The 15,894-nt window shown below is 70.4% G+C and carries 14 protein-coding genes and 1 tRNA gene; 12 read left to right on the top strand and 3 right to left on the bottom strand.

The window, feature by feature from the left end:
* Positions 1-4 precede the first annotated feature (4 nt).
* Positions 5-1,003, bottom strand: coding sequence for an SMI1/KNR4 family protein (locus ABT127_RS01940; RefSeq protein WP_351443907.1), 999 nt, complete (start codon positions 1,001-1,003; stop codon positions 5-7).
* A gap of 243 nt (positions 1,004-1,246) precedes the next feature.
* Between ABT127_RS01940 and ABT127_RS01935 the strand changes: the two genes are divergently transcribed.
* Both ABT127_RS01935 and ABT127_RS01930 read left to right on the top strand, forming a co-directional pair.
* Positions 1,247-1,795, top strand: a complete 549-nt coding sequence (locus ABT127_RS01935) for a YwqJ-related putative deaminase (RefSeq protein ID WP_351443906.1) — start codon at positions 1,247-1,249, stop codon at positions 1,793-1,795.
* Entirely contained in the window at positions 1,795-2,301 is a 507-nt protein-coding gene (locus tag ABT127_RS01930) for an SUKH-3 domain-containing protein (RefSeq protein ID WP_351443905.1), read from the top strand. Before ABT127_RS01935 ends, ABT127_RS01930 begins: the two co-directional genes overlap by 1 nt.
* A gap of 103 nt (positions 2,302-2,404) precedes the next feature.
* On the opposite strand, the gene ABT127_RS01925 is transcribed toward ABT127_RS01930, so the two are convergent.
* Positions 2,405-3,739: a sensor histidine kinase gene (locus ABT127_RS01925; RefSeq protein ID WP_351443904.1), complete on the bottom strand. Its 1,335-nt coding sequence runs from the start codon at positions 3,737-3,739 to the stop codon at positions 2,405-2,407.
* A gap of 166 nt (positions 3,740-3,905) precedes the next feature.
* On the opposite strand from ABT127_RS01925, the gene ABT127_RS01920 reads away from it, so the two are divergent.
* The 7 genes from ABT127_RS01920 (at position 3,906) to ABT127_RS01890 (ending at position 9,524) form a co-directional block, all read left to right on the top strand.
* A complete protein-coding gene (locus tag ABT127_RS01920) occupies positions 3,906-4,778 on the top strand; it encodes a hypothetical protein (protein ID WP_351443903.1) in 873 nt (290 codons plus the stop codon).
* A gap of 11 nt (positions 4,779-4,789) precedes the next feature.
* Positions 4,790-4,860: transfer RNA gene (locus tag ABT127_RS01915), tRNA-Gln, on the top strand.
* 118 nt (positions 4,861-4,978) lie between these two features.
* Positions 4,979-6,436, top strand: a complete 1,458-nt coding sequence (glmU, locus tag ABT127_RS01910) for a bifunctional UDP-N-acetylglucosamine diphosphorylase/glucosamine-1-phosphate N-acetyltransferase GlmU (protein WP_351443902.1) — start codon at positions 4,979-4,981, stop codon at positions 6,434-6,436.
* Between the two features lie 120 nt (positions 6,437-6,556).
* Positions 6,557-7,534 (top strand): ribose-phosphate diphosphokinase, encoded by a 978-nt coding sequence (locus ABT127_RS01905; RefSeq protein WP_111665951.1) that lies wholly within the window; start codon positions 6,557-6,559, stop codon positions 7,532-7,534.
* A 199-nt stretch (positions 7,535-7,733) separates the two neighbouring features.
* Positions 7,734-8,324, top strand: coding sequence for a 50S ribosomal protein L25/general stress protein Ctc (locus ABT127_RS01900; RefSeq protein WP_351443901.1), 591 nt, complete (start codon positions 7,734-7,736; stop codon positions 8,322-8,324).
* Positions 8,325-8,432: 108 nt separating this feature from the next.
* Positions 8,433-9,026 carry an aminoacyl-tRNA hydrolase gene (gene pth, locus ABT127_RS01895; protein ID WP_351443900.1) on the top strand — a complete coding sequence of 198 codons (594 nt, stop codon included), beginning with the start codon at positions 8,433-8,435 and terminating at the stop codon, positions 9,024-9,026.
* A 33-nt stretch (positions 9,027-9,059) separates the two neighbouring features.
* Entirely contained in the window at positions 9,060-9,524 is a 465-nt protein-coding gene (locus ABT127_RS01890; RefSeq protein WP_351443899.1) for a hypothetical protein, read from the top strand.
* 1 nt (position 9,525) lies between these two features.
* Here the strand turns inward: ABT127_RS01890 and ppc are convergent, their stop codons facing one another.
* A complete protein-coding gene (gene ppc / locus ABT127_RS01885) occupies positions 9,526-12,264 on the bottom strand; it encodes a phosphoenolpyruvate carboxylase (RefSeq protein ID WP_351443898.1) in 2,739 nt (912 codons plus the stop codon).
* A gap of 358 nt (positions 12,265-12,622) precedes the next feature.
* Here ppc and ABT127_RS01880 point away from each other — a divergent pair, with 358 nt between their 5' ends.
* From ABT127_RS01880 to ABT127_RS01870, 3 genes are all read left to right on the top strand, one after another.
* The gene (locus ABT127_RS01880; RefSeq protein WP_351443897.1) at positions 12,623-13,621 is read left to right on the top strand and encodes an acyl-CoA desaturase; all 999 of its coding nucleotides are present in this window, start codon (positions 12,623-12,625) and stop codon (positions 13,619-13,621) included.
* A 12-nt stretch (positions 13,622-13,633) separates the two neighbouring features.
* Complete coding sequence (locus tag ABT127_RS01875; RefSeq protein ID WP_351443896.1) at positions 13,634-14,317, top strand: TetR family transcriptional regulator; 684 nt, start codon at positions 13,634-13,636, stop codon at positions 14,315-14,317.
* Positions 14,318-14,470: 153 nt separating this feature from the next.
* On the top strand, positions 14,471-15,874 hold the full coding sequence (locus ABT127_RS01870; protein WP_351443895.1) for a sulfatase family protein: 1,404 nt from the start codon (positions 14,471-14,473) through the stop codon (positions 15,872-15,874).
* Positions 15,875-15,894 lie beyond the last annotated feature (20 nt).

Below are 15,894 nucleotides of genomic sequence, written 5' to 3'. Positions count from 1 at the left end.
ACCCTCACCCCTCGTCCGGCGCATCGGCCGGGACGGCGTGCGCGAAACCGCCGTCCACCATCAGGTTCGCCACCGTCTCCAGCTCCGGCGGATTGCCCGCGAGCCGCGACAGGAAGACATCGAAGTCGTCACCGCACGGCAGCAGCAGCCGCTCCACCCGCTCGGACACCGACCAGTGCGCCGTCTCACCGCCGTCCCGCGCGTCGTCGTACGCGCAGAACCACACCGACCCCGCGGCCTGACCCTTCACCTTCACGGCGAGGATCCCGCCCTGCACGAACGCCACACCCAGGTAGTCCTTCGTCAGGTGATCGCGCAGACACTTGTTGACGTACACCAGGTCGTTCACGGCCGCCTCGTCACGCACCGTGAAGAACGGCTGGTCGATCAGCAGCCCCAACTCGGCGTCCAGCGCGGCCCCCACGGGCGCACACCCGCCGCCCGCCTTCAGGAACGAGCGGTACGCGCCCGGCAGCCGGTACCCCAGCTCCTCCTCCGCGCCGAGCACCTGCTGCTCGGTCACCGCCACCGCCGACTTCGGCAGACCGAAGTGCGCGGGCCGGGTGTCCTGCAAGGAACGCGTGCCCCGCTTGTACTGGTCGACCGACGCCGTCGCCAGCCCGCCGTGATGCCGCAACAGCGCCTTCACCTCGACCGGCACCAACTCCAGCCGGCGCGAACCGCGTACGTGATGCCACGTCCAGCCGTGCGGAGTCGCCACCGGCGGGATGGTGTCCCACAGTTCGTGCCCCGCCGCCGCCTGCACCGCGTTCGCCGACACGTAGTCCGTGAGCCGCAGTTCGTCGACGCCGAACCCCTGCGGCGGCTCGGCGATCTCGGCCGCCGCGCGCGCGTACGCGGAGAAGTCCGGGTAGCCGTCCCGGTCCACCCGCACACCCCTCGGATGCCGGGCGGCACGGACCGGGTCCGGGAAATGCACTACCTGCCCGGCATAGGCCGCGTTCGGCGGCGCGGCCTGCTGCCCGAGCCGACCTGTCGTCATGGCGGTTGCCCCCTGCGGCGCTGTGGACGATGTTGATGGTTAGCCGTCATGACAGCCTATGCGGTTGTACGACACCGGTCATCGGGCCTCCAGTTCCATGACCAGCAGTCACCCCACTGTCACCACCCCGTGACGATCGCGCGTGTCGCGGGGGACCGACTACCGCACCGCCCGCCCCATTTGGCACTCTGTCCAGGCAACCCGGGGGTTTGCAGCGGGCGACCGCAGGAGGGGAAGCACCACATGAACAGCGGCACGGCTCAGACCGTCACACCCACCGACACCGGGGTGGGTGCCGACCCACGCGTGGGCTGGAGCGCCACCGACACCAGCCCCGCGCCGGCTCTGCGCGGCCGCCGCGACGGCATCCTGCCGACGGTCGCCGCGGCCCTGTCCGTCCGCGGCACCACCCTCACCTCCACCGCGGCCCGCGGCGAACAGGCGCCCGCGCTGCACCCGTTGGTCCAGGACTTCCTCGACACCCTGACGTCCGCCCAGCGCGACCGCTTCACCGGCCGCTGCGCGGAGGCCATCCTCATCTCCCGGCACCTCGCCTCGACCGACACCGAACGCACGGAGAAGTCGAAGCGGGCCCGGCGCAGACCGATGACGATGAGCGAGGCCCGCAAATCCCTCAAGCACGCCAAGCTCACCACCCGCCGCATCCGCGAGGACGGCGACCCGCTGCACGGCGGCTTCGCCCGCCCCTGCCGCGCCTGCACCGCGCTGACCGCCCACTTCGGCGTCCGCGTGGTCGACCCGACCGACGACTCCGACGAGGCCGCCCGCTGATGCCCGACTCCCCCACCGACAAAGGCGCTTCGCCCACCCGCTTCACCACCCCCGCCGACAGCGCCCTGCGCGCCGCCGGCTGGCAGCCCGGACGCTGGGACATCAAGCAGGCCGAGTTCTGGGCCGACGCCCTGCGCACCCACGTCTCCCCCGCCGGCCACCGGCACGCCGTCTTCCCCGCGGCGGTCGAGGCCTGGGCCGAGTTCGGCGGCCTGCACGTCACCCCGCCCGGACCCGGCCGGCACATAGCACCGTCCCAGCCGCACCTCGACCCGCTGCACGGCCTGCACATGGCCCGCACCCTCGGCGACCTCGGCCGCGCCCTCGACACCGAGGTCTGCCCGCTCGGCGCCGAATCGGGCACCGAGGCGCTCCTCGCCATCGACACCGAGGGCCGGGTCTACGCCCTCGACCACAGCGGCGACTGGTACCTCGGCCCGACCATCGACCAGGCCCTGGAAACCCTGATCGCGGGCCTCCAGCCGCCTCGCCTCCAGGCGGCATAGGACGTCTCGTCGCCGTCCGACCGCCGGTGGGGCTCCCCGCGCCCCTGGAAGGCCTGCGGCCCTCAGGGGCGCGGGGAACTGCCGCGGACGGACGACCGCCCGTTCAGCCCTCCAGCGCCGCCACCTGAGCAGGCAGCACGGCAGACACCCGGAATCCCCCCGCGTCGGTGGGCCCGGACACGAACACACCCCCGAGCCCGGACACCCGCTCCTTCATCCCCACCAGCCCGTTCCCCCCGGAGGGCAACCCCACGGAGGCCGCCGCGAGCACCGGCGGCGGCTCGTTCTCCACCTGCATCGCCACCTCGGCACCACGATGCGCGAGCCGCACATAGGTCTTCGCGCCCGCCGCGTGCTTGTGCACATTGGTCAGCGCCTCCTGCACCACCCGGTACGCCGTCTGCTCCACCACGGCCGCGTACACCCGCACGTCCCCCTCGACCGACACCTCGACGACCATCCCGGCGGCCCGCGACTGCCCCACCAGCTCCTCCAGCTCGGCCAGGCTGGGCCCGCTCTCGCCCTCCGCCTCCGCCTCGGCCCGCGAAGCGGCGGCCGCCGCGGCCACCCCGACGGCCTGCAACGGCACCTCGGGCACCCGCTGCGGCACGGACTCACCGGACCGCAGCACCCCGAGCATCTCCCGCAGCTCCGTCAGCGCCTGCCGGCCCATGTCCCCCACCAGCGCGGCGTTCTTCACCGCCTTCTCCGGGTCCTTGCGGGCCACCGCCTGCAACGCCGCCGCGTGCACCACCATCAGCGACACCCGGTGCGCGACGACGTCGTGCATCTCCCGCGCGATCCGCGTCCGCTCCTCGCTTCGCGCCCACTCGGCCCGCTCCTCGGCCCGCTCGGCGAGCAGCGACAGCTCGCGCTCCAGCGACTCGTTGCGCTCCTGGAGGCTCTCCATCAGGCGCCGGCGCGCACCCACGTACATGCCGAGCAGCAGCGGCGGAGCGGTGACACCCAGCGCCGTCGTGATCGCGATGAAGGGCACCAGCCAGCTGCCCACCTGGAACGCGTCCACACCGCGCGCCGCGTCCTGCTGCGCCCGCACGACGGTCACGATCAGCGTCCCCGCGAATGACATCGATGCCAGCGCGCCGATGATCCGCCGGGGCATCTCCGACGCCGCCAGCGAGTACAGGGCGACGACCGTCATCAGCACGCCCATCTCGGCCGGCGTGATCGCCACCGACACCAGGACCACCGCGATCGGCCACTGCCGGCGCAGCACCAGCGTCGCCCCGGCGAGGACGCCGAAGACCACACCGACCGCGGCCGGCAGCCCCGCCTTGTGCGCGAACGACACTCCCTCGACCGCGCACTCCGCGGCCGACAGCACCCCCAGTCCCCCGTCGAACAGCGCACTGCGCCGCCGCTCCCACCACCACGGCCCCCCGGCCGTGGCTCGGTGAACTTCCCCCGTCGTGGTCATGCATCCAGCCTACGGGCGCTCCCGCTCCCGTTTCAGGAGACTTTTACCTACCGACCCGCACCACACCCGACAATCGAACGCAGCCGAAACCAACGGGTATCACTCGAACTGCTGCGCCCCCAGCGGTTTCGGCCCGGAATGCCATCGTCCGCCGGAGCCTGTGCCTATGACGCATGCCACAGGCACGTACGGCGATTTCGGCGCCCTTCGCGCACAGGCACTCGCGCTGCGGCGGGAGGGACTCAGCCGCCGCCAGATCCGCGACCGCATCCACGTCGACAACAACGACCTCCTCAACCGCCTGCTGGAGGGCGAGCCCCCGCCCGACTGGACCGGGCGCCCGAACGCCAAGGACGATCTGCGCGACCGCGCCCGGGAACTGCGCCTCCAGGGCTGGACCTACGATCGGATCCAGCTCGAGCTGGGCTGCTCCAAGAGTTCGATCTCGCTGTGGGTGAGGGACCTGCCGAAGCCCGCGCGGCAGGACGCGTCGGAACGGGCGAAGCTGGCGGCGCGCAAGCGGTGGGAGCACGAGAGTGCGGTACGGGAGGACGCGCGACGGCAGACCAAGGACGAGGCACGGCGGGCCGTCGGCCCACTGTCCGATCGCGAGCTGTTCCTCACGGGTGTCGCCCTCTACTGGGCTGAGGGCACGAAGGACAAGCCGCACGCGCGCCGGGAGACCGTCACCTTCGTCAACAGCGACCCGGGCATGATCCAGGTGTTCCTGGCCTGGCTCGACCTGCTCGGCATCGACCGCGACCGGCTCCGCTTCGGCGTGCTGGTCCACGAGTCCGCCGACGTGACCGGCATCGAACGGTACTGGGCCGGCCTGACGGGGGCGCCCCGGAGCGCCTTCTACAAAACGACGCTCAAGAAGCACAACCCGAAGACGGTTCGGAAGAACGTGGGCGAGAGTTACCGGGGCTGCCTCGTGATCAAAGTGCGCCGGAGCGCCGAGCTGTACCGTCGCATCGAGGGGGCTTGGTACGGCATAGTAGGGGCGGCGCTCGGCACCGAGACATCGAATCGGACATAAAGCGCAGACGATCCCGAGTCGTCTAATGGCAGGACAAATGGTTTTGGTCCATTGAATGAGGGTTCGATTCCTTCCTCGGGAGCACGGCATAAGGGGCCCGACCGGAAACGGTCGGGCCCCGCCCTCATTTCCAGCCCAGAACCCCCCGGTATCCTGCGAATGTCCACCCCACATCGCATCCAGAGCCGAAGGGCACCCCCGTGAGCAGCGCCTCGAACCCGGCCGCCGTAGTCGTTCTCGCAGCGGGTGAGGGCACCCGCATGAAATCGGCCACCCCCAAAGTCCTGCACGAGCTCTGTGGCCGCTCACTGGTCGGCCACGTGCTGGCCGCCGCACGGGAGTTGAGCCCGGAGCGGCTCGTCGTGGTCGTCGGGCACGAGCGCGAGAAGGTCACCGCGCACGTGAACACGATCGACAGCGGCGCCGTCACCGCGATCCAGCACGAGCAGAACGGAACGGGCCACGCCGTCCGGATGGGTCTGGAGGGCATCGACCCGGCCGGCACCCTCGACGGCACCGTGATCGTGGTCTGCGGCGACACCCCGCTGCTCACCGGCGGCACCCTGACCGACCTGGCCGCCACCCACACCGCGGACGGGAACGCCGTGACGGTGCTGACCGCCGAGGTCCCCGACGCCACCGGCTACGGCCGCATCGTGCGCGAGGCGGGCACCGGCGCGGTGACGGCGATCGTCGAGCACAAGGACGCCACCGAGGCGCAGCGCGCGATCAGCGAGATCAACTCGGGCGTCTTCGCCTTCGACGGCCGTCTCCTGGCGGACGCCCTGAAGAAGGTCCGCACGGACAACAGCCAGGGCGAGGAGTACCTGACGGACGTCCTCGGCATCCTGCGCGAGGCCGGTCACCGGGTCGGCGCGTCGGTGGCCCGCGACCACCACGAGATCGCCGGGATCAACAACCGCGTCCAGCTGTCCGAGGCGGGCCGCATCCTGAACGACCGGCTGCTGCGCGCGGCGATGCTGGACGGCGTGACGGTGATCGACCCGGCGTCGACCTTCGTGGACGTGACGGTGACGTTCGAGCGGGACTCCACGGTCCTGCCCGGCACCCAGCTGCACGGCTCGACGCATCTGGCGGAGGGCGCGGTCGTCGGCCCGAACACGCGGCTGACGAACACGGTGGTGGGCGCGGGCGCCCGGGTGGACAACGCGGTGGCGTACGACTCGGAGATCGGCCCGCAGGCGTCGGTCGGCCCGTTCGCGTATCTGCGTCCGGGCTCCCGGCTGGGTGTGAAGTCCAAGATCGGTACGTACGTCGAGACCAAGAACGCGACGATCGGCGACGGCACGAAGGTCCCGCACCTGTCCTACGTGGGTGACGCGACGATCGGTGACTTCACCAATATCGGTGCCGCGAGTGTCTTCGTGAACTACGACGGCGAGAACAAGCACCACACGACCGTGGGGTCGCACTGCAAGACCGGAGCGGACAACATGATTGTGGCGCCTGTCACGGTCGGGGACGGTGCCTACACCGCCGCGGGCTCCGTGATCACGAAGGACGTACCGCCCGGTTCGCTGGCCGTCGCCCGGGGCCAGCAAAGGAATATCGAGGGTTGGGTGGCCCGTAAGCGTCCCGGGAGCGCGGCGGCGAAAGCGGCCGAAGCCGCTGCTCGGGAGCCCGGCAGCGAGGGCTGACCGGAAACAGGTGCGTCCGACACGGCGTACCGTGATAGGTGCACACGATTCGCCTGGCTCGCTGCTATAGGGACGCGCGAGCAGCTGCGGCGGACGAACTCGTCTGAGGAGACTAGTGCTGTGACCGGGATCAAGACGACCGGCGAGAAGAAGCTCATGCTCTTCTCCGGCCGCGCCCACCCCGAGCTTGCCGAGGAGGTCGCGCACCAGCTCGGTGTCGGGATCGTTCCGACGAAGGCCTTCGACTTCGCCAACGGTGAGATCTACGTCCGCTACCAGGAGTCCGCTCGTGGCGCCGACTGCTTCCTGATCCAGAGCCACACGGCTCCGATCAACAAGTGGATCATGGAGCAGCTGATCATGATCGACGCGTTGAAGCGCGCGTCGGCCCGCTCCATCACCGTGATCGTGCCGTTCTACGGTTACGCGCGGCAGGACAAGAAGCACCGTGGACGTGAACCGATCTCGGCGCGTCTGATCGCGGACCTGCTGAAGACGGCGGGCGCGCACCGGATCCTGACGATCGACCTGCACACGGACCAGATCCAGGGCTTCTTCGACGGCCCGGTGGACCACCTGTTCGCGCTGCCGATCCTGGCGGACTACGTGGGTGCGAAGGTCGACCGCGACAAGCTGACGGTGGTCTCGCCGGACGCCGGCCGCGTGCGTGTGGCCGACCGCTGGTGCGACCGTCTGGGCGCGCCGCTGGCGATCGTCCACAAGCGCCGTGACAAGGACGTCGCGAACCAGGTGACCGTGCACGAGGTCGTCGGTGACGTGAAGGGCCGGGTCTGTGTCCTGGTCGACGACATGATCGACACCGGTGGCACGATCTGCGCCGCCGCGGACGCGCTGTTCGCGCACGGTGCCGAGGACGTCATCGTGACGGCGACGCACGGTGTGCTGTCGGGTCCGGCGGCGGACCGGCTGAAGAACTCGAAGGTGAGCGAGTTCGTCTTCACGAACACGCTGCCGACGCCGAACGAGCTGGAGCTCGACAAGATCACGGTCCTGTCGATCGCCCCGACGATCGCCTCCGCGGTGCGCGAGGTCTTCGAGGACGGCTCGGTCACCAGCCTCTTCGAGGGCGAGGCCTGATCCTCGTAGGGATCTCGTAGTCGAAGATCCATTTGGGTGCGGCCTCCCCGCCGGGTAATCTGTTCAAGTTGCTCGGCGAGGGAGGCCGCACTTCTGTTCTCAGAGGATGCGGCGGTCCGTTATCGACGCGCTCTTCGTAGCAGGCCGTTCGTGGCCGGGTGACCTTTCCCCCGAGAGTTCTACGAGGAGTTGAGAGCACATGTCCGAGGTCAAGCTCGCTGCCGAGTCCCGTTCCGAGTTCGGCAAGGGTGCCGCCCGCCGCATCCGCCGCGAGAACAAGGTTCCCGCCGTGGTCTACGGCCACGGTGCCGACCCGGTCCACATCACGCTGCCGGGCCACGAGCTGCTGCTCGCCCTGCGCACCCCGAACGTCCTGCTGTCCCTGGACATCGACGGCAAGAACGAGCTGGCGATCCCGAAGGCCGTGCAGCGCGACCCGCTGAAGGGCTTCCTCGAGCACGTCGACCTGCTCCTCGTGAAGCGCGGCGAGAAGGTCACCGTCGAGCTCCCCATCGTCGTCGAGGGCGAGCTGGCCCCGGGTGCGAACCTGCTGGAGCACGTCCTGAACACGCTGGCCGTCGAGACCGAGGCCACGCACATCCCCGAGTCGGTCACCATCTCCGTGGCCGGCCTGGACGCCGGTGACTCGGTGATCGCCAAGAACGTCGAGCTGCCCAAGGGTACGACGCTGGCCGTCGACGAGGACGCGGTCGTCCTCCAGGTCCTGACCGCGCAGGCCGAGGAGGCCCCGGCCGACGCCGAGGGCGACGAGGCCGCCGCGGAGGCCTGAGCCGTCTAGTACGTTCGACGCTCTGTACGGGGTGGTGGGCTCGGCCCACCACCCCGTTCGGCTCTCCTGCTCCGTTCCCCCTGCTTCCGCGACCTCGAAAGAAGGCTCATGTCCGACGACACCGCTCCCTGGCTCATCGCCGGGCTGGGCAACCCCGGTCCCGAGTACGCGATGAACCGGCACAACGTCGGTTTCATGGTGGCCGATCTGCTCGCGCGGCGGATGGGTGCCAAGTTCAAGCGGGCGACCAAGGGGCAGGCGCAGGTCGTGGAGGGGCGGATCGGGCCGCCCGGCCCCGCGAGCCGCCGTGTCGTCCTCGCCAAGCCGATGTCGTACATGAACGTCTCGGGCGGGCCGGTGACGGCGCTGCGTGACTTCTACAAGGTGCCGACGGACCGCATCGTGGCCGTCCACGACGAGCTGGACATCGACTACGGGGTGCTGCGCCTGAAGCTGGGCGGCGGCGACAACGGCCACAACGGGCTGAAGTCGATGACGAAGGCGATGGGCCCCGACTACCACCGGGTGCGGTTCGGCATCGGCCGGCCGCCGGGCCGGATGCAGGTCGCCGACTTCGTGCTGAAGGACTTCTCGTCGGCGGAGCGCAAGGAGCTGGACTACTTCGTGGACCGGGCGGCCGACGCGGTCGAGGCGCTGGTCACGGAAGGGCTGGAGCGGGCCCAGTCCTCGTACAACAGTTGACCGTTGATGGGTTCATGGCCAAGGATCCCGGCCATGGCTTCAGCGGTGTCGGTCTCGCGGCAGGTCGTGTCGGCGGCTCTTGCCCTGCTTCTGCTGGTCGCGGGATTCTGGGCGTCCTGGGGGACGGCTCAGCACGTGATCTTCCAGACGGGGCGCGAGCACGGGCACGTGGTGCTGGACCGGTGTGACGGCGGGACGTGCGGCGGGTCGTTCGCGCCGTCCGCCGAGGGGCCGGTGCGGACGCCGAAGGTGACGATGGACCGCTCGGTCGGCGAGAAGAAGGGCGTCGAGCTGCCCGTGGTGATCAAGCCGGACACGGCGCAGGCCGTCCGGGTCGGTCCGGCCGGGTTCTTCAAGGCGTGGATCCCGTTGGGCGGTGCGCTGCTGCTGGCGTCGGTGGTGATCGCGGGCGGGATGCGCCACCGGCGCCTCGCGTGGATCACGGGAGGCGCCGGGGCGGTTCTGCTGTCGGCGGCCTGGGCCACCCTGGGTTTTTAGATCAGCCGGTGTTGCGCAGGCCGGCCGCCACACCGTTGACGGTGAGCAGGAGGGCGCGGGCCAGCGTCGGGTCCGGCTCCTCGCCCGCCTCGGCGGCGTCGCGCTGCCGCTTGAGCAGGGCGACCTGGAGGTAGGAGATCGGGTCGAGGTAGGCGTCGCGGATGGCGAACGTCTGCTTCAGGACCGGCTGGGTGTCGAGGAGTTCGGCGCCTCCGGTGATCCGCAGGACCTCGGCCACGGTCAGCGCGTGCTCGGCCTCGATGACGTCGAAGACGTGCTTGAGGTTGTCCGGGACGAGCGTGTCGACGTAGTGCCGGGCGATGCGCAGGTCGGTCTTCGCGAGCGTCATCTCGACGTTGGAGATGAAGTTGCGGAAGAAGTGCCACTGCTCGTGCATCTCGTCGAGCATGGTGTCCAGGCCCGCCTCGCGCAGCGCCTTGAGGCCGGAGCCGACACCGAACCAGCCGGGCACGATCTGCCGCGACTGGGTCCAGCCGAACACCCACGGGATGGCGCGCAGGCCGTCGAGCGAGACGCCCGAGCCGGGGCGGCGGGACGGCCGGGAGCCCAGGTGCAGGTCGGCGAGCTGGTCGACCGGCGTGGCGGCGACGAAGTACGTGGGCAGGTCGGGGTCCTCGACGAGTCCCCGGTAGGCGGCGTGCGCCGCGTCGCTGACCACGTCCATGGCCGCGTCCCAGCGGGCGAGGGCCTCGTCGGACTGGCGGGGCGCGGTGTGCAGCGCGGAGGCCTGGAGGGTGGCGGCGACGGTCAGTTCGAGGTTCTCGCGGGCCAGCGACGGCACGAGGTACTTGTCGGAGATGACCTCGCCCTGCTCGGTGACCTTGATCTCGCCCTCCAGGGTGCCCCAGGGCTGGGCGAGGATCGCGTCGTGCGAGGGGCCGCCGCCGCGGCCGACGGTGCCGCCGCGGCCGTGGAAGAGGCGCAGGCGGACGCCGTAGCGGTGGGCGACGTCGCGCAGGCGGCGCTGGGCGCGGTGGATCTCCCACTGGGAGGTGGTGATGCCGCCGAACTTGGAGGAGTCGGAGTAGCCGAGCATGACCTCCTGGACGTCCCCGTTGAGCGCGACGAGGCGCCGGTAGGACGGGTCGGAGAGCATGTCCTCCAGGATCGTGTCCGCGGACTTGAGCTCGACCGTGGTCTCCAGGAGCGGCACGATGCCGATCTTCGTCCAGCCGGCGTGCAGGTCGATGAGGCCGGCCTCGCGGGCGAGCACGGCGGCGGCGAAGACGTCGTCGGCGCCCTGGCACATCGAGATGATGTACGACTCGATGACCTCGGGTCCGAAGACGTCGAGGGCCTTCTTCACCGTGTGGAAGACGCCGAGGGTCTTCTCACCGGCCGCGTCGAGCGGCGCCGGGGTCGGGGCGAGCGGGCGGCGGGAGCGCAGTTCCTTGGCGAGCAGCTTGCCGCGGTAGTCGCGGGGCATGTCGGCGTAGCGCCAGGACTCCTCGCCGAGCCGGTCGAAGAGCTGGCCGAGGGTGTGGTGGTGGGCGTCGGCGTGCTCGCGGACGTCCATCGTGGCGAGCTGGAGGCCGAACGCGGCGAGCGTGCGGATCGTGCGGTTCATCCGGCCCTCGGCGAAGAGGCCGCCCCGGTGCTCGCGCAGCGAGGTCTGGATGAGGGTGAGGTCGTGCAGCAGTTCGGCGGTGCCGAGGTAGTCGCGGCCGTCGACGTGCGGGGTGTTCTTCGCCAGCCGGTCCTTGGTGTTCTCCAGCTTCTGCCGGATCGCGGTGGCCTTGAGCCGGTAGGGCTCCTCGGCGTTGAGCCGCTTGTAGCGGGGGCTGATCTCGGGCAGCCGCTCCAGGTCGGCCTGGAGCGAGGTCAGCAGCTCCTCGGTCGCGCCGGTGTAGCGGATGGAGTTGGAGAGGAAGCCGCGCAGCTCGTCGATCATGTCGAGCGCGTCGTTGATGCCGTGCTCGTGCTGGAGGATCAGGACGTCCCAGGTCACCTGCGGGGTGACGTTGGGGTTGCCGTCGCGGTCGCCGCCGATCCAGGTGCCGAAGGTGAGGGGGCGGCTGTCCTCGGGGAGCTTGAAGCCGACGCGCTCCAGCTCGGCGGTGAGGTCCTCCAGGACGTCGCCGACGGCGCCCGCGTGCAGTTCGTCGAGGTAGTAGATCGCGTTGCGCGACTCGTCGGTGACCTCGGGGCGCACGACGCGCAGCTCGTCGGTCTGCCACACCAGGTCGATGTTCTCGGCGAGGCGGGTGTCGTAGCGGCGGCGGTCGGTCTCCAGGACCGGCGTCTCAAGCAGCTCGGCGATGCGGCGGAGCTTGTTGAGGACGCTGCGCCGGGCGGCCTCGGTGGGGTGGGCGGTGAAGACCGGGCGGACGTTCAGGTTCTGCACGGTGGCGCGCAGGTGGTCCGGGTCGGCGTCCTTGAGGCGGTCCGCGGTGCGGGCGAGCAGACCGCCCTCGGCGGCGCGCATGGCGCGCAGCTCACGGCCACGGTGCACCTGCTCCGTTACGTTGGCCAGGTGGAAGTACGTGGAGAAGGCGCGGACCAGCTTGGCCGCGGTCTCCAGTTCGGTTCCGCGCAGCAGCTCGGCGGCGGCCTCGCCGTCCTCTCGCGTCAGGCGGCGGACCTTTTCGACGAGGTCGAGGAGCTCGGGCCCCTCCTGGCGTACGAGCGTCTCGCCCAGCAGATCTCCGAGGCGGCGGATGTCGGCGCGCAGTTCGGCACTGGTGCTCGTCGCAGTCGTCTGATCGTCGGCACTGCTCACAGGTGCGGCTCCTTGCAGTGGTGAAGCACGTCTGGAGGGAAGGATCCCCTGAACCGGGTACTAGTCCGGGGTGGAGATTCGAAGCGGACCGCGCTGTCCGACCGTTCCCCAGGATATGTGCCCGTGCTCATGGCGCGGGCCGGGGCCTCTTGCCGCCTGTCAGCGCACTGCCATACTTACGACGCCGTAGGTTACGGATCCGTAGGCATGACGGTGACGCGCTGCCGGTGGTCTCGGTGGCTCCCGCGGACCCCGTGGGATCCCGGAGATCTCCTGACCCGTCCAGGACCTTCTCAATCCTTGATTTATCTCACCCCTCGACGATTCGTCTCACCCCTCGACCTCACAGGGATGCCCCATGGCCACAAGCCCCGATGTGATCGACGACGCCCCCCGTCAGACGTCCGCCGATGCCGCCGCCGCGCTGCCGTCGGCGACGCTGGGCGGTGAGCAGAAGCGCTCGCTGGAGCAGATCACGCTGCTCCTGTTCATCACCGTGCCGTTCCTGGCCCTGGTCGCGGCGGTGCCGCTGACCTGGGGCTGGGGTGTCAGCTGGCTGGACCTGGGCCTGCTGGTGGCCTTCTACTACATCGGCTGTCACGGCATCACGATCGGTTTCCACCGGTACTTCACGCACGGTTCCTTCAAGGCGAAGCGCCCGCTGCGGATCGCGCTGGCGATCATGGGCTCGCTCGCGGTGGAGGGTCCGCTGGTCCGCTGGGTCGCCGACCACCGCAAGCACCACAGGTTCTCCGACGCGGAGGGCGACCCGCACTCGCCGTGGCGGTTCGGGGAGACGGTGCCGGCCCTGATGAAGGGCCTGTGGTGGGCGCACATCGGCTGGATGTTCGACGAGGAGCAGACGTCGCAGGAGAAGTACGCGCCGGACCTGATCAAGGATCCGGCGATCCGGGCGATCTCGCGTCAGTTCATCATGTGGACGCTCGTCTCGCTGTTCCTGCCGGCGCTGATCGGCGGTCTGGTCACGATGTCCTGGTGGGGCGCGTTCACGGCGTTCTTCTGGGGCTCTCTCGTGCGGGTGGCCCTGCTGCACCACGTGACCTGGTCGATCAACTCGATCTGCCACGCGGTCGGCAAGCGTCCCTTCAAGTCCCGCGACCGCTCGGGCAACGTGTGGTGGCTCGCGGTCCTGTCCTGCGGCGAGTCCTGGCACAACCTGCACCACGCGGACCCCACCTCGGCGCGGCACGGCGTGATGCGCGGCCAGGTCGACTCCTCGGCGCGGCTGATCCGCTGGTTCGAGCAGGCGGGCTGGGCGTACGACGTGCGCTGGCCGTCGAAGGACCGGATCGCGGCGCGGCGCGTCCCGGATGCCACGGCCGCCGACGCCGCGTGACCGCGGCACGGCATGATGGGTGACGTGGCGACCGACTCAAGCACCCCGAGCACTGACAGGCCCGAGAAGCCACGGCGCGCGCGCCGTACGCGGATGACGGGGGCGGAGCGCCGGCAGCAGTTGCTGGAGATCGGCCGCACCGTCTTCGCCGCGAAGGGGTTCGAGGGCACCTCGGTGGAGGAGATCGCGGCGAAGGCCGGGGTCTCCAAGCCGGTGGTGTACGAGCACTTCGGCGGCAAGGAGGGCCTGTACGCGGTCGTCGTGGACCGCGAGATGCGCCAGCTCCTCGACATGGTGACCGGCTCCCTGACCGCCGGCCATCCGCGCGAGCTGTGCGAGCAGGCGGCGTTCGCGCTCCTCGACTACATCGAGGAGTACACGGACGGTTTCCGCATCCTGGTGCGCGACTCCCCCATCCCGCAGTCCACGGGCTCCTTCGCCTCGCTGATCTCCGACATCGCCACGCAGGTGGAGGACATCCTGGGCCGCGAGTTCAAGGCCCGGGGCTTCGACCCGAAGCTGGCGCCGATGTACGCGCAGGCGCTGGTCGGGATGGTGGCGCTGACCGGCCAGTGGTGGCTGGACGCCCGCAGGCCGAAGAAGGCCGAGGTCGCCGCCCATCTGGTCAATCTGGCCTGGCACGGTCTGGACGGCCTGGAGCCGAAGCCCCGTCTGATAGGGCACCGGAAGAGCTGAAAGCCCCTGTTCCGCGCTCTCACACGCGGCAATGAACCAGCAACAAACCCTTCGCGCTCCGTGCATGGATCCGGGCAGGCCCCGCGCCTAGCGTTCTCGTACCGCCACCATCGCACCGCCCGTCCCGCACGCTGACGAGAGGGTCACTTTGTCATGAGCACCTCTAGTACGTCCGACAGCACATCGGGTCCCACCCGCCGCGGCATCCTCGGCACCGCGGCCGCCGTCGCCGCCGGCGCCTCCCTGCCCGCGCTCGCCGCCTCCCCCGCCCGGGCCGCCGCGGCCCGGCCCAACGTGCTGCTGATCGTCACCGACGACCAGCCCAAGCAGACCGAGTGGGCCACCCCGAACACCGTCGCCTGGCTGGCCGGCCAGGGCGTGCGCTTCACCAACGGCCACGTCACGACCCCGCTGTGCGCCCCGTCGCGGTCCTCGGTCTTCTCCGGCCGCTTCGCCCACAACCACGGCGTCCGCAACAACGGCGCCTCGCACGCGCTGGACCAGCACACGACCCTGCAGCGCCACCTGAAGGAGGCGGGCTACCGCACGGGCCTGTTCGGCAAGTACCTCAACTCCTGGGACGTCGCCGACAACCCACCGCACTTCGAGGACTTCGCGCTGCTCAGACCCTCGTACGTGGACGGCACCTTCAACGTGAACGGCACCGTGCAGACCGTCCCCGGCTACACCACCACGGTGGTCAGGAACCGCACCCTGGCGTTCCTGGAGAAGTCCCGCACCGACGACCGCCCCTGGTTCGCGTACGTCACCCCCTACGCCTCGCACGGCCCGCGCACCCCGGAGCCCAAGTACGCCGGCACCGACGTGCCCGCCTGGGACGGCCGCCCCTCGGTGCCCGAGGACGACCGCAGCGACAAGCCCCCGTACGTCCGCAACGCCACCCAGACCCTGGCCGACGGCCGCCGGGTGCGCGCCGAGCAGCTGCGCACCCTGCGCTCGGTGGACGACGCGGTCCAGGCGTTCCACGACAAGCTGGCGGCGCTCGGGCAGCTGGACAACACCCTGGTCATCTACATCGGCGACAACGGCTTCAACTGGGCCGACCACGGCCTGACCGGCAAGGGCGTCCCCTACCGGCCCGCCCACGAGGTGCCGTTCTACCTCTCCTGGCCCGGCGGCGGGCTCGGCGGCGGCACCACCGACAACCGCATCGTGGCGAACATCGACATCGCCCCCACCGTCCTCGACGCGGCCGGCATCACCCCGGACACCCCGCACGACGGCCGCTCGCTGCTCAGCGGCTACTCCCGCGACCACCTGCTCGTCGAGTGGTGGAAGCAGGGCACGGGGGCCGGCCAGCGGACCTGGTCGTCGTACGTCTCCAAGGACCGCCAGTACACGGAGTACTACGACCTGCACACCGACGCCTCCGGCACGGTGACCGGCACCGGGCAGGTGGGGTTCCGCGAGTACTACGACCTCCAGGCGGACCCGTACCAGCTGAAGAACAGCCTCTACCAGGCCACGCCCGCGCAGGAACGGGAGCTGGGGATCCCGGCGCTCGCCGCCGCCCTGGCCGCCGACCGCACCGCCTGACACCGCCACCGCCTGCGAGA

It is taken from the genome of Streptomyces sp. NPDC001904, assembly GCF_040297005.1.
Taxonomy (GTDB): domain Bacteria; phylum Actinomycetota; class Actinomycetes; order Streptomycetales; family Streptomycetaceae; genus Streptomyces.
The sequence above is the reverse complement of the archived record's forward strand: the minus strand, read 5'-3'. Positions and strand labels throughout refer to the sequence as shown.

What these genes read in the sequence shown, in the direction of transcription:
- ABT127_RS01870 (WP_351443895.1), top strand. Translation starts at nt 14,471, where the DNA reads ATGAGCACCTCTAGTACGTCCGACAGCACATCGGGTCCCACCCGCCGC.
- ABT127_RS01930 (WP_351443905.1), top strand. Translation starts at nt 1,795, where the DNA reads ATGCCCGACTCCCCCACCGACAAAGGCGCTTCGCCCACCCGCTTCACC.
- pth (WP_351443900.1), top strand. Translation starts at nt 8,433, where the DNA reads ATGTCCGACGACACCGCTCCCTGGCTCATCGCCGGGCTGGGCAACCCC.
- ABT127_RS01935 (WP_351443906.1), top strand. Translation starts at nt 1,247, where the DNA reads ATGAACAGCGGCACGGCTCAGACCGTCACACCCACCGACACCGGGGTG.
- ABT127_RS01880 (WP_351443897.1), top strand. Translation starts at nt 12,623, where the DNA reads ATGGCCACAAGCCCCGATGTGATCGACGACGCCCCCCGTCAGACGTCC.
- ABT127_RS01900 (WP_351443901.1), top strand. Translation starts at nt 7,734, where the DNA reads ATGTCCGAGGTCAAGCTCGCTGCCGAGTCCCGTTCCGAGTTCGGCAAG.
- ABT127_RS01890 (WP_351443899.1), top strand. Translation starts at nt 9,060, where the DNA reads ATGGCTTCAGCGGTGTCGGTCTCGCGGCAGGTCGTGTCGGCGGCTCTT.
- ABT127_RS01875 (WP_351443896.1), top strand. Translation starts at nt 13,634, where the DNA reads ATGATGGGTGACGTGGCGACCGACTCAAGCACCCCGAGCACTGACAGG.
- ABT127_RS01940 (WP_351443907.1), bottom strand. Translation starts at nt 1,003, where the DNA reads ATGACGACAGGTCGGCTCGGGCAGCAGGCCGCGCCGCCGAACGCGGCC.
- ABT127_RS01925 (WP_351443904.1), bottom strand. Translation starts at nt 3,739, where the DNA reads ATGACCACGACGGGGGAAGTTCACCGAGCCACGGCCGGGGGGCCGTGG.
- ABT127_RS01920 (WP_351443903.1), top strand. Translation starts at nt 3,906, where the DNA reads ATGACGCATGCCACAGGCACGTACGGCGATTTCGGCGCCCTTCGCGCA.